The organism is Nostoc edaphicum CCNP1411 (assembly GCF_014023275.1).
In the GTDB taxonomy this organism is placed as follows: Bacteria; Cyanobacteriota; Cyanobacteriia; order Cyanobacteriales; family Nostocaceae; genus Nostoc; species Nostoc edaphicum_A.
Window position 1 is genome coordinate 2,595,499 of the sequence record NZ_CP054698.1, and the last position, 23,620, is coordinate 2,619,118.

20 protein-coding genes and 1 pseudogene are annotated in these 23,620 nt (G+C 43.5%); 8 read left to right on the forward strand and 13 right to left on the reverse strand.

Going from position 1 to position 23,620, the window contains the following annotated elements; all coding sequences use genetic code 11:
• Positions 1-278: 278 nt before the first annotated feature.
• Entirely contained in the window at positions 279-3,251 is a 2,973-nt protein-coding gene (gene pruA, locus HUN01_RS13310) for an L-glutamate gamma-semialdehyde dehydrogenase (protein WP_181931675.1), read from the reverse strand.
• 283 nt (positions 3,252-3,534) lie between these two features.
• Here pruA and HUN01_RS13315 point away from each other — a divergent pair, with 283 nt between their 5' ends.
• Both HUN01_RS13315 and HUN01_RS13320 read left to right on the forward strand, forming a co-directional pair.
• Positions 3,535-4,185, forward strand: a complete 651-nt coding sequence (locus HUN01_RS13315) for an HD domain-containing protein (RefSeq protein ID WP_181931676.1) — start codon at positions 3,535-3,537, stop codon at positions 4,183-4,185.
• A 116-nt stretch (positions 4,186-4,301) separates the two neighbouring features.
• The gene (locus HUN01_RS13320; RefSeq protein ID WP_181931677.1) at positions 4,302-5,024 is read left to right on the forward strand and encodes a nuclease-related domain-containing protein; all 723 of its coding nucleotides are present in this window, start codon (positions 4,302-4,304) and stop codon (positions 5,022-5,024) included.
• A gap of 118 nt (positions 5,025-5,142) precedes the next feature.
• On the opposite strand, the gene HUN01_RS13325 is transcribed toward HUN01_RS13320, so the two are convergent.
• From HUN01_RS13325 to HUN01_RS36570, 11 genes and pseudogenes are all read right to left on the reverse strand, one after another.
• Entirely contained in the window at positions 5,143-5,868 is a 726-nt protein-coding gene (locus HUN01_RS13325) for a HEAT repeat domain-containing protein (protein ID WP_181931678.1), read from the reverse strand.
• A 170-nt stretch (positions 5,869-6,038) separates the two neighbouring features.
• Positions 6,039-6,884: a HEAT repeat domain-containing protein gene (locus HUN01_RS13330; protein WP_181931679.1), complete on the reverse strand. Its 846-nt coding sequence runs from the start codon at positions 6,882-6,884 to the stop codon at positions 6,039-6,041.
• The gene (locus tag HUN01_RS13335) at positions 6,884-7,141 is read right to left on the reverse strand and encodes a phycobilisome linker polypeptide (RefSeq protein ID WP_181931680.1); all 258 of its coding nucleotides are present in this window, start codon (positions 7,139-7,141) and stop codon (positions 6,884-6,886) included. Before HUN01_RS13335 ends, HUN01_RS13330 begins: the two co-directional genes overlap by 1 nt.
• A gap of 67 nt (positions 7,142-7,208) precedes the next feature.
• Complete coding sequence (locus HUN01_RS13340) at positions 7,209-8,078, reverse strand: phycobilisome linker polypeptide (RefSeq protein ID WP_181931681.1); 870 nt, start codon at positions 8,076-8,078, stop codon at positions 7,209-7,211.
• 150 nt (positions 8,079-8,228) lie between these two features.
• Entirely contained in the window at positions 8,229-9,041 is an 813-nt protein-coding gene (locus HUN01_RS13345) for a phycobilisome linker polypeptide (protein WP_181931682.1), read from the reverse strand.
• Between the two features lie 162 nt (positions 9,042-9,203).
• Entirely contained in the window at positions 9,204-9,695 is a 492-nt protein-coding gene (gene cpcA / locus HUN01_RS13350; RefSeq protein WP_012411562.1) for a phycocyanin subunit alpha, read from the reverse strand.
• A gap of 97 nt (positions 9,696-9,792) precedes the next feature.
• The gene (locus tag HUN01_RS13355) at positions 9,793-10,314 is read right to left on the reverse strand and encodes a phycocyanin subunit beta (protein WP_069068364.1); all 522 of its coding nucleotides are present in this window, start codon (positions 10,312-10,314) and stop codon (positions 9,793-9,795) included.
• Between the two features lie 718 nt (positions 10,315-11,032).
• Positions 11,033-11,374 carry an alpha/beta fold hydrolase gene (locus HUN01_RS13360; protein WP_181931683.1) on the reverse strand — a complete coding sequence of 114 codons (342 nt, stop codon included), beginning with the start codon at positions 11,372-11,374 and terminating at the stop codon, positions 11,033-11,035.
• A gap of 26 nt (positions 11,375-11,400) precedes the next feature.
• A complete protein-coding gene (gene hpnH, locus HUN01_RS13365) occupies positions 11,401-12,420 on the reverse strand; it encodes an adenosyl-hopene transferase HpnH (RefSeq protein ID WP_181931684.1) in 1,020 nt (339 codons plus the stop codon).
• Between the two features lie 42 nt (positions 12,421-12,462).
• A complete protein-coding gene (gene hpnA / locus HUN01_RS13370; RefSeq protein ID WP_238846244.1) occupies positions 12,463-13,515 on the reverse strand; it encodes a hopanoid-associated sugar epimerase in 1,053 nt (350 codons plus the stop codon).
• A pseudogene (locus HUN01_RS36570) lies at positions 13,515-16,251 on the reverse strand (efflux RND transporter permease subunit). Before HUN01_RS36570 ends, hpnA begins: the two are co-directional and overlap by 1 nt.
• Positions 16,252-16,352: 101 nt before the next feature.
• Here HUN01_RS36570 and HUN01_RS13380 point away from each other — a divergent pair.
• The 3 genes from HUN01_RS13380 to HUN01_RS13390 all read left to right on the forward strand — a co-directional run bounded on the left by HUN01_RS13380 (position 16,353) and on the right by HUN01_RS13390 (position 19,543).
• Positions 16,353-16,559: a hypothetical protein gene (locus HUN01_RS13380; RefSeq protein WP_181931685.1), complete on the forward strand. Its 207-nt coding sequence runs from the start codon at positions 16,353-16,355 to the stop codon at positions 16,557-16,559.
• A gap of 39 nt (positions 16,560-16,598) precedes the next feature.
• Complete coding sequence (locus HUN01_RS13385) at positions 16,599-17,288, forward strand: 5'-methylthioadenosine/S-adenosylhomocysteine nucleosidase family protein (RefSeq protein ID WP_181931686.1); 690 nt, start codon at positions 16,599-16,601, stop codon at positions 17,286-17,288.
• 542 nt (positions 17,289-17,830) lie between these two features.
• A complete protein-coding gene (locus HUN01_RS13390; RefSeq protein WP_181931687.1) occupies positions 17,831-19,543 on the forward strand; it encodes a putative bifunctional diguanylate cyclase/phosphodiesterase in 1,713 nt (570 codons plus the stop codon).
• Positions 19,544-19,642: 99 nt separating this feature from the next.
• Here the strand turns inward: HUN01_RS13390 and HUN01_RS13395 are convergent, their stop codons facing one another.
• The gene (locus HUN01_RS13395) at positions 19,643-20,305 is read right to left on the reverse strand and encodes a LuxR C-terminal-related transcriptional regulator (protein ID WP_181931688.1); all 663 of its coding nucleotides are present in this window, start codon (positions 20,303-20,305) and stop codon (positions 19,643-19,645) included.
• A 364-nt stretch (positions 20,306-20,669) separates the two neighbouring features.
• Here HUN01_RS13395 and HUN01_RS13400 point away from each other — a divergent pair, with 364 nt between their 5' ends.
• The 3 genes from HUN01_RS13400 to HUN01_RS13410 all read left to right on the forward strand — a co-directional run bounded on the left by HUN01_RS13400 (position 20,670) and on the right by HUN01_RS13410 (position 23,501).
• Positions 20,670-21,089 (forward strand): DUF6220 domain-containing protein, encoded by a 420-nt coding sequence (locus tag HUN01_RS13400; protein ID WP_181931689.1) that lies wholly within the window; start codon positions 20,670-20,672, stop codon positions 21,087-21,089.
• Positions 21,090-21,145: 56 nt separating this feature from the next.
• Positions 21,146-21,979, forward strand: a complete 834-nt coding sequence (locus HUN01_RS13405; protein ID WP_181931690.1) for a sulfurtransferase — start codon at positions 21,146-21,148, stop codon at positions 21,977-21,979.
• A gap of 397 nt (positions 21,980-22,376) precedes the next feature.
• Positions 22,377-23,501, forward strand: a complete 1,125-nt coding sequence (locus tag HUN01_RS13410; protein ID WP_181931691.1) for a site-2 protease family protein — start codon at positions 22,377-22,379, stop codon at positions 23,499-23,501.
• Positions 23,502-23,620 lie beyond the last annotated feature (119 nt).

Genomic DNA, 23,620 nt, shown 5'->3' on the forward strand with positions numbered 1-23,620 from the left:
GATTTATCAGAGGGATCAATAAGTGCCTGAAATCACAGCTAACCACTTTTTAAATATCCTCTAATAGACTTAGATTCTTTAATAATATTAAAACATTGAGGCAAATCTATTTCCAAGCATCTAATTGCTGAGATTCGAGCGGTAAAGCATATTCATATATGACTATATCGAAAGGAATACTCACACGAAACCTGCCAATATATTTGTCATTGTATTAATGCAAGTTGGAGCGATTTTTATCAAATAGGTAGGGCATATACCCTACCTACTCTTGTAGTTTAATCTGCACCCTCAATTGGTGCAAAACCTTGGCGCTGAATATTTTCTGTCACCGCACGTGGTTCCAAAAATTGCAGGAGGTAATCAGGGCCACCTGCTTTAGAACCTACTCCAGAAAGTTTGAATCCACCAAAGGGTTGCCGTCCAACGATCGCTCCGGTAATATTGCGGTTGATGTACAAATTACCGACTTCAAATTCTGTCTGCGCCTGCTCAATGTGGGAAGGCGTTCTAGAATAAAGTCCGCCAGTCAAGGCGTAGTTTGTACCGTTGGCGACTGCTAACGCTTCCTGGAAATCTTTCACCCGAATTACCGCCAGCACCGGGCCAAAAATTTCTTCCTGGGAAATTACCGCATTTGGCGATACTTCACTAAAGATAACTGGCCCGATAAAATATCCTTGTTCGGGTGCTGACAATTCCAAGGCTAGTTGTGCTTCTGCCTTACCCTTCTCAATATACTCGCGGATGCGATCGCGGGCATTAGCATCAATCACTGGGCCAACTTGGGTACTTGGTAACTCTGCTTCCCCAATATTCAAGGATTTTGTCGCTTCCACCAATCGCTGCACAAAGGCATCATAAATCGGTTGCAGCACAATCACCCTGGAGGCGGCAGAACATTTTTGGCCGCTGTAACCAAATGCTGACTGTACTACTCCCACAACAGCTTGGTCTAAATCAGCACTTTCATCGACAATAATCGCATTCTTGCCACCCATTTCAGCAATCACCCGTTTCATGTGCTTCTGTCCGGGTTTCAAAGTTGCCGCTTCTGCGTAAATTCGACAGCCGACTTCCTGAGAACCTGTAAAAGCAATTACATGAGTATCTGGATGATTTACCAAATAAGCGCCGACTTGAGAACCCTTGCCAGGTACGTATTGAAATACACCTTTGGGAAAGCCAGCCTCAATTAAGATTTCTGTGAGTTTTGCCGTAATTACAGAAGATGTTTCCGCAGGTTTGAGGAGAGTGCAATTACCTGAAACCAAAGCTGCGACAGTCATTCCACAAGCGATCGCAAGCGGGAAATTCCAGGGAGAAATTACTACAGCAATACCGCGTGGCTGGTAAATATAACGATTAGTTTCGCCAGGAATGTCATAATTCACACCTTCATCTAGCCGTTCAATCTCATCAGCGTAGTACCGACAGAAATCTATCGCTTCCGAAACCTCTCCATCGGCTTCTTTAACAGGTTTCCCAACTTCCAAAACTATCCAAGCTGAAAGTTCAGCGCGGCGGAGTTCCATCAAATCACCAGCTTTCCGCAAAATATCAGCGCGTTGTTTAGCTGGTGTTTTCTTCCACCCAGAAAACGCCGTTTTTGCAGCTTGCATCGCCTGTTCTGCCTGTTCAACGCTAATCAACCCAACTTTACCAATTACTTCACTGAAATTAGAAGGATTGAGAGAATCAACATATTCCGGTGTTTTGACATATTCCCCATTAATTAGCGGCAAATAAGTTTTACCCAACTGTTGACGAACACTTTGGAAAGCTTGCGCCGTCTTTGTTCTCACCTCTTCCTCTGCGTAATCGGTATCAGCAGCACCGAGGAAATGAGAGTTAGGAGTTAAAGAGTTTTTTTCTTCTTTGACAATCGGCGCTGCTAATAATTCCTCAATTGGTCGATTTTCCAGATTTTGCCGTAAAAAAGAACTATTAGCGGTATTTTCCAACAATCGGCGAATTAAATACGCCATTCCAGGCAATAATTCACCGTAGGGACAGTAAACTCTCACCCGATAACCTTTATCAACCAACGCCTTGGCAACTTTATCACCCATCCCGTAGAGGACTTGTAATTCAAAGCGACGGCGAGGAACATTTAAGCTTTCAGCGATGGCAATGGCGCGAGAGTGCGATCGCACATTATGGCTACCAATGGCAGAATACACATATTGATGATTTTCTAACAACAGCTGAGTGATAATTTCAAAGTTAGCATCAGTTGCCGCTTTATCGTTGTAAACTGGCTGTGGCCAATGCTTCTGCGCTGCTTTGATAGTTTCCTGATCCCAATATGCGCCTTTCACTAAACGGATTGTCAAGGGATAACCACGTTCTTTCAACCAAGAAATTAGGTCTTTGGTATCTTGCTCGCTATCACGCAGATATGCTTGGATTGTTATGCCGATATCTGTGCGTTGCCGAAACTCTTCTTCTAGTAAGAGTTTTTTCAGGATGCTGAGAGTTATATCCTTGTAGGCATACTGTTCCATATCAAAATGCACAGCTGCGCCCAACTCTTTAGCACGACGTAAGAGAATCCGAATGCGATCGCTAACTCGCTCCTCACTACCTTTAGCATCCAGAGGATCAAATTGGGAATAAAACGCTGTTAACTTAACAGAAACCTGAACTTTTGGGATTGCTTCGCCATCAGCCTCATCAATAGCCGGGATAGCTGACCAATTCTTTGATGCTTCCACCAATTGTTGCATTAATTCTAGATAGCGTTCTAGATAAGACTGCGCTTCGGCTTCGGTAATTACGGCTTCACCAAGTAAGTCGATGGTGAAAGCCATTTTTTCTTTTCGCAGTCGTTCAACTGTTTTGATGACTTGTTTAATATTTTCCCCAGAAATATATTTATGGGCAAGAGTCTCAACCGCTGTCCCAACAGTTGTAGCAGCAACTTGTCCTGGCATCGAATCGGGATTAGCAAAGTTTAGCATTCCCTTCAAAGCTGCCGGTAATTCTACAGATTCATCTCCTAAATATTCTTGTAAATGTGAGGCAATTTCTGATTTACTGTGCAAAGCAGGTAATGTATCTATAAAACGAAATAGTTGCACCCGCAACCCAGGATTACTCATCGCCCAAGCTAGTAATTTATCATCCCAGCGCATTTGATCGCGCAGGGAAGAAAAAAACGAACGATTTTCCTGCGTTGCGGCGAGAAGTTGTTTAGCAATTTCTTGGGTTTTAGCTTCGTAGGTGCTTGTTTGTACTTGTAATACCACTGATAATAAACTCCGTTAATCAAGGCGAGGCTTTTTGTTCAAAGCCTGTGTCTTCTATTTTGACGCTTTCATTTGGCTGTCACCATATTTAGTGGGGAGTAACGGAAGATGAGGGAGTAAGCAAGAAGAATTAATAACCAATTCCCAATGCCCAATTCCCAATGCCCAATGCCCAATTGAATAACAAATGTTATCCTTTTGTTGATCTATTTCTAACTTGATTGACAGATGTTGCAACACAATAGATTAGCTCAGTCGTACTAAGAGTGTGAATACTACATTTATGCCTACAGAAAACCTCACGCATATTTTATTTTCTAACTGGCAACACACACTCCAACCCTTTGGCGTTGACCAGGTAGCGGCTGATAAAGCCTTTAATTCTTTGGTTGCAGCTTACTCTACCCCTGGTCGCTATTACCATACACTGAAACACATTGATCATGTCCTCAGCACAATTCAGATTTTACAAGGCTACACCTACAACCTAGCTGCTGTTCAACTAGCTGCCTGGTTCCACGATGTAGTATATGACACTGAAGCTCAAGATAATGAAGAACGAAGCGCAGACTATGCTTTGGAGTTGCTGAGTAATTTGGGTATTCCAGAAAGTATCATAGCTACTGTCACCCGTCTTATTCTGAACACTAAAGACCACCAAGCTGCGGTAGATGATTGTGATAGCCAAGTTTTACTTGATGCAGATTTAGCGATTTTGGCTACTAACCAAGTGCAGTATGGAGAATACACCCATGCCATTCGCCAGGAATATGGCTGGGTGTCAGAGGCAGAGTATATCACAGGTCGTCAGCAGGTTTTAGAACGATTTTTAAAGCGATCGCGTATCTACTTTACGCCTTTAATGTTAGAGTTCGCCGAACCATCTGCCCGTGGCAATATCCAGGCAGAAATTCAATCTTTGTTGTCTCGTTAGCTTTATCACTGTTAGTAACATGAAATTTTTTCTATATGAATTAGGGGAGAGCGATTTCCCTCCAATTCTGGGAACTCTAAAAATGGCAGTTACTGACAAATATTACTACAATTTTGATGAGAACTCTTCAACAATCACCCTCGCTTAGGGCAGTATTCCAACAAAAAATAGACACCAAAAAATCTACCAAACACCAAGAAATTCATGAAAGATTAGGTGATGGCTTTTTAGGTGGGTTGGGTTCATTCATGTTTGAATTTAAGCAAACAACAAATAAATTCAAAGGCAATATGGGGGAATGGGGAGTATCACTACTTTTGCAATCTTTCCCCGATACATGGGTGATATTTAATAATGCCTTCATCCCCACTAACTCAGGCTCTCTAACGGAAATAGACCATTTAATTATCGGTGAAAGTGGTGTTTTTTTAGTAGAGGTCAAAACCTGGAAAGGTTCATTTAGCGCTTATAAAGATAAATGGAAACGGCGTGAAGGTAACAATTGGGTAGCAGTTGACAATAGTCCGACTTCTCAAAGTATTTACCATCAGAAAATGTTTAGTCAGTGGATTACTTCATTAATGCCTAACCTTCCTAATGGGTTTGTTGCGGCTCCACTAGTCTTCCCAATTGCTACATGGATAGGAGCAAATGATTGCTCAGTTCCAGTTTTACAAGGTATCCCTGCACTGCTACAGATGATAAATAGTTCTCCTGATTGTTTAACTCCAATGCAAGTGCAGGCAATTGCCCAAGCCGTTGAAAACTTGATACTTCCTACAAATACTAAACCGATTCCTAAGCCCAAACCTGTTAAGCGTCAGAATCCTATAATTTGAGTTTATGAAGTGCGCGAGGGTTAGGCAGAAGGCTTGGCCATTGATGTGTAGGCAATATACCAATAGTCGCTGCCTTCTCCCTCTGGTATCACTTATAAATTTGCTGGAAATCCCTTAGTTAACGTCTGCCACCACCACGATGAGGCACTTCAACTTCAGCATCTTGTAGCTTTCTTTTCGGTGCAAAAACTTCTTGATGCTGTTGCTGCTGAATTTTTTCCTGTGCAAACTTTACACGGGTGCGAACTCCCAGATCGGCATCTGTATCGAGCAGTTGCTGAAGTTGATCTGTAATCCGTGACGCTTGATCGGGTAAAGTGACTGCTATTGCAATGGCTAGTGTTTCTAAACTCGTCACTGCTGCATAGCGCACTATCCACTCTGGATCTTGAGAAATTAGTAATAGTGCCTCTAATGCCTGAGTCTGAACAGATTCCACTTTCTCAGTAGGTAGTTGATGCAAGCGCAAAGTGCCTAATCCTCTGGCAGCTGCCCGCCGCACACTTAAGGAAAAATCGTTTTTTGCTGCCTCTAACAAGGTATCCAGCGCCCGGACATCGCCAATTCCCGCTAAGGCACGAATAGCCCAAGCTCTAGCACTGTAGTTGTAGTCATCAATCAGTTCCAATAGTGACGGTACTGCGGCTTCCCCGATCGCAATCAGCCCATCTACCGCCGCCACCGCCGCTCCTGGATTGTTGTAGCCCAAAGCTGCAATCAAAGTAGGAACAGATTCCTCTATACGAGCTGCTGCTAACTCCTGAACTGCGTCTAATAAGCGATCCGAAGAGTCTGCTTCTTCCACAGCACGAATCAATATTTGGGCTAGGTCATTGTTATTCATAATAATTTTTCATGAGTCATTAGTGGTCAGCCAATTGTAGCTGAACTTCTCCGTAGTTGACATCATACATAAACCCCCTAGCCCTGATTTTGCAGTTGGGTTGGAGGTTTATGTGTATTAAACATTTGATTTAAACGTATTAATGAAAACTCATTACTTAGAACTTAGGACTACAACAGCGAGTCCATTAAATTAATCACTTTGATTGCACCCGCTGACAAAGTGCTTGCTGCTGTGTGATTAACTTGATGTTCTAGTAATCCTTTAAGAGAAATGAGCTTCAGGCTATTTTCGGCAAGAGTCTGTGCGATCGCATCTGCTGCGGGTAGATATCCGATCGCTCCCAAGTCTGCTAACACTGCTCGACGCAATTGCAATCTTTCACCCGCCAAAGCCTTTACCAACCGTTCTCCATAAACTGGTTCTTGGGTTAATTGATACATAGCTCTCGCAGCAGCATATTGCACCAATTCAATTGGATGCTCTAAGAATGGTTTTACCAAAGGGGTAGACTCAGTTGCCTTCAAGGTTCCCAAGGCTTCTAAAATGGCCTCATAGGGTTGAGATAAATCAGGCTGCTTTGATATCAGCTGCTCTCCCTGCAAGCCTACTTGTAATAGCTTAATCAGGGGGGGAATGCAAACCGGATCGCCCAGCATTTCTAAAGATTGTGCTGCTGCTTCCCGCACATAAAAATCTGAGCAGTCTAAACACGCAATTAAAGGTGAGACTGCTTGGCGATCGCCTAGTTTCCCTAAGGCCCTAGCGGCGTTCCGTCGTAGAGGATATCCGCCTTCTGGTGTCCGATCGGCTTCATCCTCTAAAGCTGCGATCAATTTTGTCACCGCAGCTGCTTCACATATCCGAAACCTACCCAACCACCAGGCAGCATAAAAGCGCAGACCTAAATCTGCACTCTCAAGATTAGCGATCGCCTGCTCTACTGTCAAAGATTCACCATCGCCAGAGTTACCTGTCGGTGACAAATCTTCAAATTTCTGCGGACTGAAATTCATTATGAAGAAGGAGGATCGCTTTGTTCGCTATCTGTTTTAGCTTCAGCGTTTAATGGCTGAATGCTGACTATTTTCCCACCCAAGCGAGTAATCCGCTGCATTTCTTGATTCATTCGGTTCTCTGGTACTGTGAAAAACACAGAGGCACTAGAACGAATGGGATAATTAGTTTTTTCGGTTTCTTCGCTTTGGCGCAGACCCACTACTTCATATCGAAAGTAACGACTACTACTTCTACTACCAATTTGTCCAACCATAAATCACTTCCAAATTTTAAGTTTTAAGTTTTCAATAGTCATTAATAATGACTATTGACAAATGATACTAAAGTGGTTTCACACTCGCTATTTTACCACCTTGTTTTACCACTCTCTGGAAGTAAGTAGATAGTTCTTCATAAGGTATGATCACCGCTTGATTTACACGGCGTGTGCTAGGATACCCGGCACCAAAAACGCCTGCCACTTCAATGCGGTAAAGTCTGCCTTCTTTACCAAAAGTTCCCGCACCACCAAAAGTACTGTTGGGGGTAACGCCTTTTTCAGAAGCAACGTATGAAAAGCCAGAGGGGCCACCAGAGGGGGGAACAACGATGGATGCACTATTGCGACCTAGTTCGCTAGCAAGGCGAGAAGATTTCCCTTTAAGTTGGGAGGTATCGCTACTCGCATAGCCGCGATAAAGTTGGAATATCCGGCTAAATCCTACAGTTTTCTGTCCTGTTTGGGTTTGAAAACCGCGATAGTAAGGGACTATATTTTCACCAAAACTAGATTGATACTCTGGTGAATCAATATAAGAATCAATGTCGGCTTCATATCCCTTGTTTTGGTACAAGTCCAAGTGATAAACCACTTCAGACTCATCATAAGGAGCACGACCCAACAAATGTTTATAGTTCAGTTCGATGACGCGAGTTTGGAAGTTGTCGTAGAAAAACCTGGATTTGTACAGTTCTGATTTAGCTACTTGACGTACAAACTCTTGTACTGTGCTTTTACCATCGCGCAGGATAGATTCAGCACTTGTGAGGCGGTCAGATGTCAATATGTAGTTATTGCCCAACACCTGACGATAGACCGCAGAAATTACTCTCTCAATGTCTTCTTTGGTTGCATTAGGACGCAATTCCACAGGAGACTGGTCACTAAAAGGTTCTGTTCCCAGACGGGAAGCTGCTGTTGTAATAGCCATTGGTAATTTTCCTTTTGTAATTAATAGTTGGGGACTGGGGATTAGGGATCGGGCGTTGGGTATTGGGTATTGGGTATTGGTTATCCCCTTCGTCCTCCTTGTCCCCAATTCCTAGTTCCCAGTCTCCAGTCCCCAGTCCCCAATCTCTATTTATACGGCTGTAATGCTAATAACCTTACTGCCCTTGCGATTCAACTGCTGCAATTTACTAGACAGTTGCTCGTAGGGTACGATCAATTCCGCAGTACCGCGCCGCACTACTGTTGAGTTCGGGGAAGCTGCTTGTAGCACTCTGATGCGGTATGTTTCTCCACGACCACCTGTAGAGAGTCCTGTTAAGGCTCCGGCGGAGACTGGATAAATGGGTGAGGCTAGATTCTTAGCCACTTCCCAGGTTAGCCGTCCTTGTTTTTGCCCTTGAGCGCGATCGCTATTGGCATAACCCCGATACAGTTGGAACAGTCGGCCAAATCCAACGTTTTTCAGTCCTACTTGACTTTTAAAGCCTCGATAGTAGGGGACAATGTTCTCGCCAAAACTTTCTTGATATTCTAGTGAGTCAATGTAGGAATTAATCTCAGCTTCATAACCTTCTGAGTTGTAAAGCTCAACATGGTACGAAATCTCTGACTCATCTTCCGGGGCACGCCCCAATAAATGCTTATAATTCAACTCGATAAACCGAGTTTGGGAATTGGAGTGGAAAAACTTATCCCGATAGAGTTCCGATTGAGCAATAGCTTGCACAAATCCCCGGACGGAGATTGCACCTTGCTGCAACAGTGATTCTGCACTCTCTAGACGTTCTCCTTCTAGTAGATATGCATTACCCAAAACCTGACGGTAAGCCGCTCGGATAACCACTGCCACATCCGCTTCTGTTCTATCGGGACGTAGTTCTACCAGTGCTGAGTTTTCAAATGCTCCAATCCCTAATCTTGCTGCTTGTCCCAAAGCCGCCATCCTTAACCTCCTCAGTTTTAACTGCAAAACTGAAAACTTTTTAGAAAATTTTTTTCTAGTCTTTTAACAGTCTTTTGAAAATAAAACTGCCCGGAGAAGTAAACAACTCATAGAACTTACTTGTCATAAGAGCTGATTTCCTCTCCGGGCTAAAGAAACACTCTAGCTTAGAGTATTGATTACATAGTCGATGTAAGAATTGGCTTCAACAGCTGGGTCGCCGCTTAGACCGTGGTTAGCTTTGATGTACTTGAGAGCTTCAATGTACCAGCTAGGAGACAGGTCAAAAGTCCGGTTGATTTCAGCCAAGCCAGAAATCAAGAAATCATCCAAGGGGCCTGTGCCACCAACAACTAAAGCGTATGTGATAATCCGCAAGTAGTAGCCAACATCACGAACACACTTGCCTTTGCCGCGTGCATCAGACGCGAAGTTGGGGCCTTGTTGTTGGGTGGTGTAAGGGAATTTGTTATACACTGCTTGAGCAGCACCTTCGGTCAAACGTTGAGCATTAGCGCTCAATGCTTTTGCTGCTTGTAAGCTAGCTGGTGCTTGGCGGAAGCGACCAAAAGCAACTTGAATTTCGGTGCTGCTGAGGTAGCGACCTTGAGAATCTGCTGATGCAATTGCTTCAGTTAGAGGTGTTTTTGTCATTTTTGGTATTTCCCTTTTACAAACGTTATGGTTGAAATTTTGTTTTGTCCTATGGATGGACAATTATTTAGTCAACATTCAGCAATGCAAGCTTTGCTTAAGCAACAGCAGCAGCAGCACGATCAAAATAGCTAGCTATTTCAGATGCCAAAGCACTGCAATCGCCTCTGGTGATGTTGTTTGTGTCGTTAACAATTGCCAAAGAAGCTGCTTTCAGCTTTTGAATACCAACAGCAACTGAAGCTCCTGGGGTTCCCAATGCTAAGTAGGTTTCACGCAAGCCATTGAGGGCGCGGTCATCTAGCACGCTGGAATCGCCAGCAAAGATAGCGTAGGTGATATAGCGAAGAATGATGTCCAAGTCTCTGATACAAGCAGCTGCACGACGGCTGGTGTAAGCATTACCACCGGGAGTGATCAATTGGGGTTGTTCTGCCCACAAATCACGAGCCGCAGCAGCAACAAGAGCTGATGCATTGCTGGTAATACGGTTAACAGCATCTGCACGCTTGTTACCATCTTTGACTAGTTCGCTCAATGCATCCAATTGTGCATCGGAGAGATATTCCCCACGTGTATCAGCTTGGGAAACTACTTTTGCAAATGCATCTAAAACCATTGCGTTAAATCTCCTAATTTGCTCGGTTAAGAATAATTGGACTCAAAACTGAATGGTTCAGTTTATTTTTCGATGTCAGCACTGCCTGACGAGTTACGAAAGGTCTAAAACAGACATCCAACGGAATAAGTTTACGATCTCCAGGCTTTCAGATTAAAACTTTTGTTAGAAAACTTCAAACTTCTGCGAACGACTGGAAAACCTGATTAAGATGTTGTTTTTTACTTCCAAGTTCTCTTTATACAATGCTGCCGCATCATTATTTATTACAAATTATTGTTATGTTTGTTAATCTGATTTACATAAGTTAACACTTTGTCTCTTTAGTTTATGAGACGTTAGTACCGCATGACAAAAATCACTCTCCAGTTTTAAAAAAGCTAAAAAGCTAATGAAATAGGCAGTATTCTTCTGCTTCCTGCCGCGACCAGATGGGTCTTGGGTTTAAGACCCCCACCAAATTAAAAATTTGGTTGCTTTTATTCAAGAGGGGTCTGAATCCCCAACTGAGGTAAGACCTTCTGCCTCCTGCCTCCTGCCTCCTAACTCCTAACTCCTTCAACGGAAATCCCTTAAAGAATGCGTAGACGTAGCCCACCGCAGGCATCGCAATCTAAATTTGTGTAATATTAGCTACTTCTAGCTTCTGCCAAGGTCACTGCAACCGCAGATTCATCGCCAGAGTCAACAATGCGATCGTACAATTACCTAATCGAATTTATCTTGCAGAAACGCTATGATTCAATACGCTTGGGTTAAGGGCTAATAGTACAAAATTGAAATTGTGGGTTTTCAAGACGCGATAAATCGCCGTCTCTACAAGTGTTTTGGTCTTATCTGAACTATATTGCGCTATGATTCGCTTAAATGCTTGGGTATCTTGGTAAAGAAAGCGATGACCACCCTTAAAGAACTCTAAATACGCATCTGGTATTTTTTTATACATTTTCTCAAGATTAGCAGGAGAAGACATACCATCGTAACGACCACCGCAGACATAAACGGGAAGATGCATCCGAGAAAGTCGATTATACGTATTGTGAGCAGGCAGGCATCGCACCCTTAGTATGTACTATTTAATACCTACTAATTCCTGCCAAACACACTGCCAAGGGCGCGTGCCATATTTTGCGGTTGCATTGCATCCATTGCGGCGGTGGGTTCGTAGCCGCAGTGAACCATACAATCGGCACACTTGGGATTACCACTCTTCTGGCCGTATTGACTCCAGTCAGTTTGTGCCAGTAATTCCTTGAAGGTAGAGTAATAACCTTCGTTCAGCAGATAGCAAGGTTTTTGCCAACCGAGAACGCTATAACTAGGGCTACCCCAAGGCGTACATTCGTAGTCCTTCTCGCCAGTGAGAAAATCTAGGAACAGCGGATTGTGATTGAAGTTCCAGTTTTTCTCACCACTTTTGTATGGAGCCAGAATTTCTCGGAAGAGGGCGCGGGTTTGTTCACGGTGGAGAAAATGATCTTGATCTGGTGCCCACTCGTAACTATAGCCGGGAGAAATCATCATCCCGTCAGTATTTAGTGTTTCCAGAAAGTTGAAGAACTCTTGCATATCTTGGGGTTTAGTCCCCTCAAATATAGTGGTGTTAGTTGTAACACGAAAGCCTTTAGCTTTAGCGGCGCGAATGGCTTTGACAGCAATATCAAAAACACCTTGGCGATCGACACACTGATCATGCAACTCCCGCATTCCATCTAAATGCACACTAAAAGTTAGATAAGGGGAAGGTTGAAACTTATCTAGACTCTTTTCTAACAGCAAACCATTGGTACACAAGTAAATATATTTCTTGCGCTCAATTAATCCCTGAACAATCTCATCAATCTGGGGATGTAGCAGAGGTTCTCCCCCAGGAATTGAGACAACCGGTGCGCCGCACTCTTCCACTGCGGCAAAGCACTGTTCTGGGGTGAGATTTTGCTTTAAAATTTCCTTTGGATGTTGGATTTTACCACAACCCGTACAAGCTAGATTACACCGAAAAAGAGGTTCCAACATCAATACTAAGGGGAAGCGTTTACGTCCTTTCAAACGCTGCGTAACAAGATACTTCCCGATATCCATAGCTTGTTGTAGATTAACTGCCATTGTTGCGATCGCTCCTCTTTTAAAGATAAATGCACCACTTTCTCAACCCCAAGATTTATCTGTGGGGTTTTCAATTTTGAATTTTGAATTTTGAATTTTGAATTTCCCAGAGGGGTTGACATACCCCTGAGCAACAAACCAATCTACAGCATTTTTGAGTGCCCCATTCAGCGAAGATTGGGGTAGACCCAACTCTCGGACAGCCTTTGCAGCATCGTAATACATAGGTTGTTTCGCCATCCGAACTCCATCCAATGGCACTGAGGGCAATTTTCCCAAGGGTGCGAGAATCTTTTCATCAACCCAGGCAATGCTAAGGGGTAACCAAGGGGGTACGGTTCGTTGAGGTGCGCTTAGACCGGTGATATCGGCGAGTTGTTCAAGTAGTTGCTTTAGACTGAGGTTTTGATGACCTAAGATATAGCGATCGCCTGATTTACCTCGTTGCAAAGCCAGTAAATGCCCCCATGCCACATCTTGCACATCGATAAAATTTAGACCAGTATCTAAGTAAAAGGGCATTTGTCGCCGCAAAAATCGCAGGATTATATCACCCGTCGGGGTAGGCTTGATATCCAACGAGCCAATGGGGCTGCTGGGATTGACTATAACTACCTCCTGACCTGTAGCAACGGCTTGCATGGCTTCTTGTTCAGCCAGAAACTTAGACTTTTTGTAGTCACCCACCAACTTTTCTAAGGGACTCTGATGTGTTTCATCCACAACCTCCCCTGATGATCCTACCCCAATTGCTGCCACTGAGCTGGTGTAGACGGTGCGCTCAATGTTAGCTTTGCGAGCGGCTGCCAAAATATTGCGCGTACCCAGGACATTATGACGGTGGAGTAACTCTCGGTCTGTTTGCCACAGAGAATAATGGGCTGCCACATGAAATAGGTATTTACAACCTCTCATTTGTTGCCAGAGATTTGGATCATTCAAATCGCCTTTGACAATTTCCACATCCAAACCGCGTAGGTTCTCCAAATTACTGCTTGAGCGTACCAGCGCTTTTACTGTATATCCCTGTTGCAGAAGCAACCGTACCAAGTGAGCGCCAATAAAACCAGTACCCCCCGTGACAAAGACTTGCATCAACTTCCCCCCTGCTCCCCTGCTCCCCTGCTCCCCTGCTTCTGAAATCGAGGAAACCAATCATCCAAAATACTGTAGACGACTGGCACGACAATTAAACTGAGGATAGTTGAAGTTACGAGTCCACCAGCGATCGCAACAGCCATTGGCGATCGCAATTCAGAACCAGCACCAAAACCCAATGCGATCGGTAGCATTCCTAAGAGGGTGGAGGCTGTGGTCATCATAATTGGTCTGAGGCGCACTGGCCCTGCTCTGAGGATTGCCTCTGTGCGGTCTAAGCCAGATTTACGGAGTTGGTTGATGTAATCTACCAGTAAGATGGCATTTTTGTTTGCTAGTCCCAACAAAAATACAAAACCAATCAGCGAGATCATGCCAAAGTCACTCTTGGTAAAGAGCAAGGCCAGCATGGCCCCCACAATTGATAAGGGTAAAGAAACACCAATAACTACTGGGTCTATCCAGCTTTTGAACAGCAAAATCAGCACCACAACAATACAGAGTGCTGATAATACCAAAGTAGTGCCAAAACTAGCAAATACTTCACCTTGGCGGGCAGAATCTCCTCCCAAGTCTAAAGTTACACCAGCAGGTAACACTGCTTTGGCTTCCGCTACCAATTGGTCTGTGGCACTACCTAAAGACAAATCTCTGCCCAAATTGGCACTGATATAGGCGACCCTTTGATTGTTGAGCCGCTCAATTTGAAAAACTGTACCCTGTGGATTTGTTTCACTTGTTACAGTCACATCAGCAAATCCCGGTAGTTTCTCAATGCGCTCTTTAATTGCCTGGGCAGCTTTGCTGAGGCTTTGGAGGTTATCGCCTCGTAGTGACGCCTGTAAAGGTTTTTGTCCACCAGTGTCAACAAATTGAATATCTTCCACACTGGTACTCACACCAGGCAGATTAGGCAAAGACGAGCGTAATTGGTCTTGTACTTCCGCAGTCTTGATATTGCGGTCTTCTTTGAGCTTCACATAAAGCGTACCTTTATTTGGTTCACCTTCACGAGAACCAACAGTAGTAAAGACTGTTTCCACTACTGGAGATTTTCTCACTACATCTTCTAGTTTCTTAGCAACCTCTAGGGAATCGTTTAAGGGGTTGGGGATGGGGAATGGGAGATTGGGGGATTGGGGATTGGGGATTGGGGATTGGGGATTGGAGACTAGAATCTTTCCCCTGTCCCTCTGCTCTACCAGGAATACTCGGCAAGGGGGCGGTGTAAGTAATATTGAACTCGCCGCGATCTAATTTCGGAATAAATCCTTTGGGAATTAGTAGACTCAGTGCCATACCTGCAATAAAACTAAGTATGGCTAATGCGACGACTGTCTTGCGGTGGTTTAAAGACCAGTGGAGTAAGTTTCTGTAAAATCGGGTAAAATTCGCCCAGATGTTTGCTTCCTGGCGGTGTTGGGGAGTTGAATTAGCAGGTTTTAACCAATAAGTGGCTAAGGCTGGTGACAATGTACGGGCAACCAATGTTGAAGCAATCATGGCTGCTGAAACTGTGATTCCAAATGGCTTGAAGAACTGTCCGATGACTCCTCCCATCAAACCAATGGGCAAAAAAACCGCTACTGCTGTAGCAGTGGTGGCGATGACTGTTAAGCCAATTTCATCTGTAGCTGAAAAAGCGGCTTGGCGAGGAGTTTCCCCTTCATCAATGTGCCGCATGATGTTTTCGACATCGATGATCGCATCATCGATGACACTGCCAATAACTAAGGCCAAAGCCAACAATGTAATCGTTTCTAGGTTGAAGCCAAAAATTGCCATGACGATAAACGTCGCCAACAAAGATGTCGGAATCGCCAAAGCAGAGATGAGAGTTGCCCGCCAATTCCATAAAAAAGGAAAAATTACCACTATCGACAAGACAACGGCTTCCATCAGCGCATCGATTGTTGACTGAGTGGCTTGGCGGATATATTCTGCTTGGGTGGCAGCTAAAGTGAGGTTAACATCCTTGAGGGTAGAGCGTAGCCTTTGAACTTCTTTTTCAACTAGACTCACTACTTCTAAGGTGTTAGCGCTACCGCGTTTGATTACCTGAAATGCCAGTGCATCTTGGCCATTAAACCTGACTAATGTTGCGCCACCCTGGGGTAGAGCCGCTGCACTCGCATTCGCTGGATTTACCGGAGGAGTTGCAGTAGCAGCGCCTAGCAATGAAACTTTCAGAACTCCTGGTAGTTTAGCGATCGCACTGACAATTTCATCTTGCGCCAATTTTGTCAAATCTGTGAGATTCCGCGTCGGACTCTCAATGGCATAGCTAATGGCGGCTGACTCGTTTAGATTCAGGGGAATAATTTTGGAAGTTGCTCCTTGAGGTAGAGTCAACTGCTTGAGAGCAGCTTCAACTTCTTTTGTTGATGTTTCTAAATTAGTTCCAACGGCAAAAGAGAGGGCAACGGCTGTTTGACTAGGATAAGTAGATGAACGGATATTCTCCAGTCCTTCTAGGGAGCGGAGGCGTTCTTCTAGGGGTTGGGTGAGCTTCGCCTCTGTATCCAGGGCAGTTGTCAGGGGGGCTGTAGCATTTACAACCACCACTGGAAATGTAATATCTGGAAACAAAGCATACTTAAGAGAACTGAAAGCCAGAACACCAGCTACCGTTACGGCAATCCAAAAACTCACCGTCAGCCACGAAAATTGAATCGCCAATTTAGAGATATTGAAGAGTTCTCGTGCGGATTTTGAGTTACGAAGCTTTACCATCTTGGAAAATTATCGTGTGGGTGACACAATTATTTAGTCATGCTACAGCAATCGGCTTTGGTTTGCGAGTTTTGATCCTCACCAAACGGTAATATTACTTATTGTCACTCAAATATGAAAAACTCCACGCCACTTGCGGGATGGAGTTTTTGGGCATGGGGAATCGGGCATGGGGCATGGGGCATGGGAAAGAACATACCAATGCCCAATGCCCCAAGCGACGGGGCGACTATCCCTCTACAGACACCTGGGGATGGAGTTTCCCGTCGCTTTCAATGAACCAATATTTAATCGAACTTCAAAGATGAAGAATTCAGAAGTCAGAATTCAGACTCTCAAGAGCGCTAATGTCTAATTTTCCACTTATCAACACAATTCTGGTGCCTCAAGGAGCAGAATATAAAGCTGTGTGTCGCGGATTAAGCGGCGTTACTGGCTCTATCCCAACAGTAGTAGCCATACCTGTTGGGATGAAGCCTTTGCTTAAATATCTGCAACAATCCCAATTGATAGCTCCAAAATCCAGAGTACTGATTATGGGTATATGTGGCAGCCTAAGCGATCGCCACACAGTTGGTGATATTGTGCTGTATCAAGATTGTATTTATCAGGGAAGGCGGCAAGAATGCGATCGCACTTTTACAGCACAATTGCACTCTTATATATCAGATAAAGTCTCCTTAGTCAAGTCACTGACAAGCGATCGCGTGATTTGGTCTGCTGCCGAAAAACGCCATTTGGGTGAAACTTTAGCGGCTGATGTTGTTGATATGGAAGGATTTACCGCCCTAGAGTTTTTCAATGCCGCTGGGGTAGACGTAGCAATACTGCGAGTAGTTAGCGATGATTGTCAGCATAATATCCCCGATCTCACATCAGCAATTAATTCTGATGGCTCCCTAAACCCTTTTCCTTTAGCGATGGGAATGCTTCAACAACCCATTGCTGCTGCTCGGCTGATTCGAGGTTCATTAACAGCATTAAAGGTGTTAAAGCAAGTTACAAATCTGCTCTTTTCAGGCTATAGCCAGAAATAATTTATTGCATCTGTTACAGCAATTGTCAGGTAAATAGACCACCCAATAGTGGCATAGCGTTGCTGTGCCTTTACAACAAATAGCAATCCTAAATAATTAATTGCTAAAAATATCTCTTTATTCTCTCTGCGCCTCTGCGGTTCGTTATAAAAAATGATTTTTCATAGGACTCATATTTGATTTCTGAAAAAACTCAGTACAACTAATAAGCCTTCTTTCCTATTTCCAATTGCCTATTTCCAATTGCTTGCATACGCAAATTCGTAAAGCGGATTCCTATATATCACATTAAGACAACCTAATAAATATTAATAGTGTAACAATCAATATAATTTCAGTAGTGATTGTGAAATCACTTTTGGAATAAGTTTTACAGAAACTTTATCGTTATACATATCAAGTAGAAAGCGATATTGGGAATCATAATATATGACCTGATCAGGGTTGGGTTCCATGAGAGCTAATTCCACTGGATTATTAATCAAAAATCCTCTTTTGTCAGCATAGCTCGGAACTAATTTACCAACTATTAAACAGAATTTATGAAGCTCAATAACAACCTCTACCTGTACTCGTTCCTAGCTAATTTCGGATGGCTCAAGAAAAGTTACACCGCTAAAATCATGTTGGTGGCATTTTTGGGCACTCACGTACCACTTTTGACCTTACTTTTCAGTTTCGTGATCTCAAACTCTTACTCCTTAGAGATGGCAGCGCGAGTTATGATTGTTGCTCTATTGGCGACATTAGCAGGTACGGCTGCCACCCTCTACGCAATACACCACCTCCTCAAACCGGTTATTTTGACATCTGCTGCATTGCAAAATTATCTGAACACCAAAACCCTACCTGGATTGCCCACAGAATTTGCTGATGAAGCGGGTACATTGATGGCGGATACCTCACAAACTCTTCACAAATTAGATGAATTAATTCACTACATCAGTAATTATGATGATCTAACTGGATTAGCCAATCGTGATTTATTTCGCGATCGCCTCTATCAGACCCTATCTCAACCTGAAAACAACCAGCGCCTTGTCGCTGTCTTTTTGCTGAGTATTGATGATTTCACTGGTATGAGTCATGGGTTGGAGCCTCAGACAACAAATTTGTTGTTAAGAACAGTTGCCCAGAGATTATCAAACTGTGTGGCGAAAACAGATATTCTTGCCCATTTAAGCGGAGATGAATTTGCCATCGCCCGCATAGAAATTGTTTCTTTTGAAAGTGTGATTAAGCTATCTCAGTTGCTGTTAAGTACTCTGAGTAAACCTTTTTCTTTAGAGGGTAACTTGATTCATATCACCGCTAGTATCGGCATTACAATTAATGGACTAAATGATCGTAATAGCGTAGATCAACTCTTGCAACAGGCTCACATGGCACTGTACCAGGCGAAACAGCAAGGGCGTAGCCAATACCAATTCTATTCGCCGGAAATTAATGCTCAGTTACAGGAGCGACTGAGTTTAGAAAATGAATTATATGGAGCGCTTAAGCGTAATGAAATGCTGGTTTATTATCAACCTCTGATTGATTTACACAGCAGACAAATTACAGCGATGGAAGCATTGGTTCGCTGGCAGCATCCTACATTAGGTTTGATTTCTCCTGCAAAATTTATTCCGATCGCAGAAGCCAATGGTTTGATCGTACAAATTGATGAATGGGTTTTGCGAACTGCTTGTGCCCAAAACCGTGCTTGGCAACTTGCTGGATTTACCCCAATTCGGATATCTGTGAATCTGTCAGCTCGACAGTTTGAACAACCGCATCTAGTTGAAATCGTCAGCCAAGTCCTTGAGGAGACGGAACTCCCAGCATCTTGCTTGGAACTGGAAGTGACAGAAAGCTTCTTGATGGCTGACATGGAGCGATCGGTTAAAACTTTAAAAGAATTACGAGAACTGGGTATATGGTTGGCACTAGATGACTTCGGCACTGGTTATTCTTCCCTCAACTACTTGAAGCGCTTTCCCGTGAATATGCTCAAGATTGATCAGTCATTTGTACAAGATGTCATGTCCAATCCTGATAGCGCCGCCGTCACTGATGCCATTATTGCCCTCGCAAAGAGCCTCCGGTTGAAAATCACCGCAGAGGGTGTGGAAACCCAAGAACAGCTTGACTACCTGCAAATGCAGGGATGTCACGAAGGTCAGGGTTTCTATTTCAGTTGTCCTGTTCCCGCTGATATAATTGTCCAGATGTTGCAGAAAAGTTCTCAGCAGATGGAGACAATTGCAGCATAAGTGAATGCTTAAGCCAGAAAATCTCCCCCCTGATAGCGTTTCAGTTTAATATTTCATAAAAATGGTTGTCAGGGGGAAATGAAGCGAATAAAAGGTCATTTATTTTGAAACAGTGGAAAGCTTTGCAACCATGTGAGTACGAGATGAAACCTCAAGCTTGCGAAACATCCTTTTTAAGGCTTGCTTGACAGAGTTTTCAGTAATCCAAAGTTCAGCACTAATTTCTGCATTGGTTTGTCCTTGAGCCACTAAGGAAGCAATTTGCATTTCACGAGGTGTTAAAAGCTCTGTCTGTAATAGTGGTTGTTGCAATCTCGCCATTGCCACCCAAGTAGAAATGTGCAGACAAATGGCACTTAAATCTGTGAGATTTTGTGAATCAAATGCAGGCATTCCTTGCTCACGGGTCAAACCTACCACGCCCACTAACTTACCATTATTGACAATTGGCCCTGCCATGACGTGCCAGTGGTCAGCACGAGGACAAATCAACTTCCATGTCTTAGGTTCTACTACCAAAGCTTCATGAACAGGGGCATGGCGTTCTAGCAAGTAGCGTGCAACTGGATTGTATTGCGGTGATAATGCAATTTGCAGTGTTTTTTGAATCTTGCTGTCAATTTGAGAAATTTGGGCAAAGAAGAACAGCCCACATCGTGTAGCTGAAAAATACTCACTCACTTCTACGGATATGTGCGATCGCAACATCTGTTCATCTTTAGCTTGAGCAATTGCATGAAATAGAGTTTGTAATGCAATCATGATTGGCAAATTGTACCCTTTCGAGGTCTAGGCGCAGTATAACAACCAGACTTATCCTAGCTTTTGTCATTTGTCATTAGTTTTTTAGCCACTCTCTTGCAAGGTATGTACTAACAAACTCTTTATCAATGACCGAATGGCACTAAGAAAAGCCCAAAGGCTTGTGTCGTCTTGTTCCCAGCCTGGAGGCTGGGAATGCATTTAAAGAGGCTCTGCCTCTTGTCAAGCTACTGGAGGCGGAGCCTCCCAGAATGGTTTCCCAGCCTCTAGGCTGGGAACCAGTTAGAGCAAGGGCTGTATCTTTACTTAGTGCCATTCATCAATGACCAATGACTATTTGTTTGCTTTTTTGGATTACTTAACCATGAATGTAAATTCTGGCATTGATGATACACAGAGATCCGAGCGCTGGATTCAAATCAGTTTTTTTATCGCAGCAGTGTTTTTCAATCTCTGTTTAGCAACCCAAGTATTCAGTGTTGGAATGGCTTACTTTTACAACTCTGATTGGTGGAATCTACATATTTGGCTCGTGCGAGGATATAGCGGACTCTCACTAATTTTATTGGTATGGGTGTTTTTAATTCCGTTTCCTCGAAGAATCCAAAGCCTTACAGCAAGTATGCCAGTACTGCTAGGACTGCAATTTCTCACAATCCATTTACACACTCCTTTTCCTCTAGCAGTGTTCCATCCACTCATCGGCTTTTCCTTATTCTCTATTTCCACAACCCTAGTGCATCGGACATCGCACATCGTATTTCCCAACCACAACCAAGACTAAATCGTTGAGAAAACACAAGTTTCAATTCTTTTCACGCTATTACAGGAGAAATAAAAGTGTCTCAATACGCCGATCCATCAGTTCTCGTTGATACCCAGTGGCTTGCAGATCATCTCAACGATCCAAATGTCCGTATTATTGAAGTGGATATCAGCCCAAAGCCATACAAAAATGCTCACATACCTGGTGCTGTCTTCTGGAACTTCTTTAGAGATTTACTATTGCCTGATTTGAAGGTGAATTGGGATGCGATCGCTTTTGAGAAGCTGATGGCACGTTCAGGCATCACCAATGACACCACAGTGATTGCTTATGGCAGTTATCCGGGAACAGGAGCCTGGATTTTCTGGTTATTGAAAGTCTTTGGGCACGAAAATGTACGAGTTCTCAATGGCGGCTATCAAAAATGGAAATCAGAAGGTTGTCCACTAGCAACTGAGTTATCTACGTTTGCTTCTACTGATTACCGTGCCAGAGGTATTGATGCTCATCTGCGAGTATTACATAATGAAGTTCAGGCATCGATAGGTCGAAGCGATTGCGTGTTGTTAGATGTCCGAACAATTCAAGAATACTGTGGTGAGTGGTTTTTCGATCAACCACCAAAAGAAGGTGAACGTACTGGACATATTCCAGGTGCAGTCCATCTTGAGCATATCTTAACTCTCAACGAGGATGGAACTTTTAAATCATTCAACGAATTGAAAAATCTTTATCACAGTAAGGGGATTACAGCTGATAAGGAAGTGTTTCCCTACTGTGCCATCGGCGGGCGTTCTGGATATACCTGGTTTGTCTTGAAGTATTTATTGGGCTATCCCAATGTTCGGAATTACGATGGCTCTTGGAATGAATGGAGTCGCCTGCCTGATGTAGCCATTGAGAGGTAGTGAGAAGGCAGGAGGCAGAAGGAATCGACACTTAAGGATCGAGGACGCTTTGGATCACATCGACAGCGCCTCTTGATACAATTTTTTTATACTAGTGGGCTGCTATACCCTAATGCGCTTGAGTTAGGGGCTAATTGTACAAAATTGTGGGTTTTCGAGACGCGATAAATCGCCGTCTCTACAAGTGTTTTGGTCTTATCTGAACTGTATTGTGCTATACTCACAACTTTTTGTTAGTAACTTCTTTCCTCCTGCCTCCTGATTACCAATAACCGCACCTTTACAGACGGACACCACTACCGTCACGAAGATTAAAATATCTTAACCTTTCGTTACACTAGAGACATCGAGAAGGACAAAAACAAACTTCTCAAAGCTGAAATCAAAGGTGAACGACATGAATGGCACAATTCGCGTTGGTAATCTCTTCGGAATTCCCTTCTATATCCATCCGTCCTGGTTTTTAGTTCTGGGTTTAGTAACTTGGAGTTATAGCGGTGGACTGGCGGCACAATTTCCCCAATTATCTGCGGGATTAGCTTTGCTACTAGGATTGATGACAGCGCTGATGTTATTTGCCTCTGTCGTCGCCCATGAATTAGGCCACAGTTTCGTTGCTATTCGTCAGGGGATTGATGTAAAATCCATCACACTGTTTATATTTGGCGGTTTGGCGAGTTTAGAAAAAGAGTCGAAAACCCCAGGTGAGGCTTTCTGGGTTGCGATCGCAGGGCCAATAGTAAGTCTACTATTGTGCGGTATCGTTACAGCGATTGGTGTTACTACCACTGCATCAGGGCCGTTAGCTGCAATTCTTGGTGTTCTAGCTTCTGTTAACTTGGCACTAGCTCTATTTAACCTGATTCCTGGCTTACCTTTAGATGGCGGAAATATACTGAAATCCATCGTTTGGAAAATTACAGGTAATCCTTATAAAGGTGTCACCTTTGCTAGTCGAGTTGGGCAAATCTTTGGTTGGGTAGCAATTCTTTCAGGTATAGTTCCCCTACTATTCTTTGGCAACTTCGGTAACATCTGGAATTTGTTAATTGGCTTCTTCTTGTTGCAAAATGCTGGTAATGCGGCTCAATTTGCCAGAGTGCAAGAAAAACTCACAGGTTTGACAGCCGAAGATGCTGTAACTCATGACAGCCCGATTGTATCTGGTAATCTTAGCTTAAGAGAGTTTGCCGATGAGCGAGTCATCAGTGGGCAAAACTGGCATCGGTTCTTAGTGACTGATGATGATGGACAATTAGTAGGTGCGATCGCAGTTGATAATTTACGAAGCATCCCAACAGTAATGTGGTCAGAAACTCAAGTTAAAGAAGTCATGCGACCAATTACTGAATCTACCACAGTTCAATCCGATCAACCTCTGCTGGAAGTCATGCAGCTACTCGAACAACAAAAGCTATCTGTACTTCCCGTGATTCGTGAGAATGGCGTTCTAGTTGGAATCTTAGAAAAAGCTGCAATTATCCAGCTACTTCAAAGTCGAACTCAACCTAACCCTGCATAGATTTATCTCAAAAAACGTCAAACCCTTTTAGAGAAGCTATTAATAGCTTCTCTAAATTTTTATTTATAATTGCAGCAGTTTGCAAGTAACTGAAGTACAACATGCAGGACTCACGCATC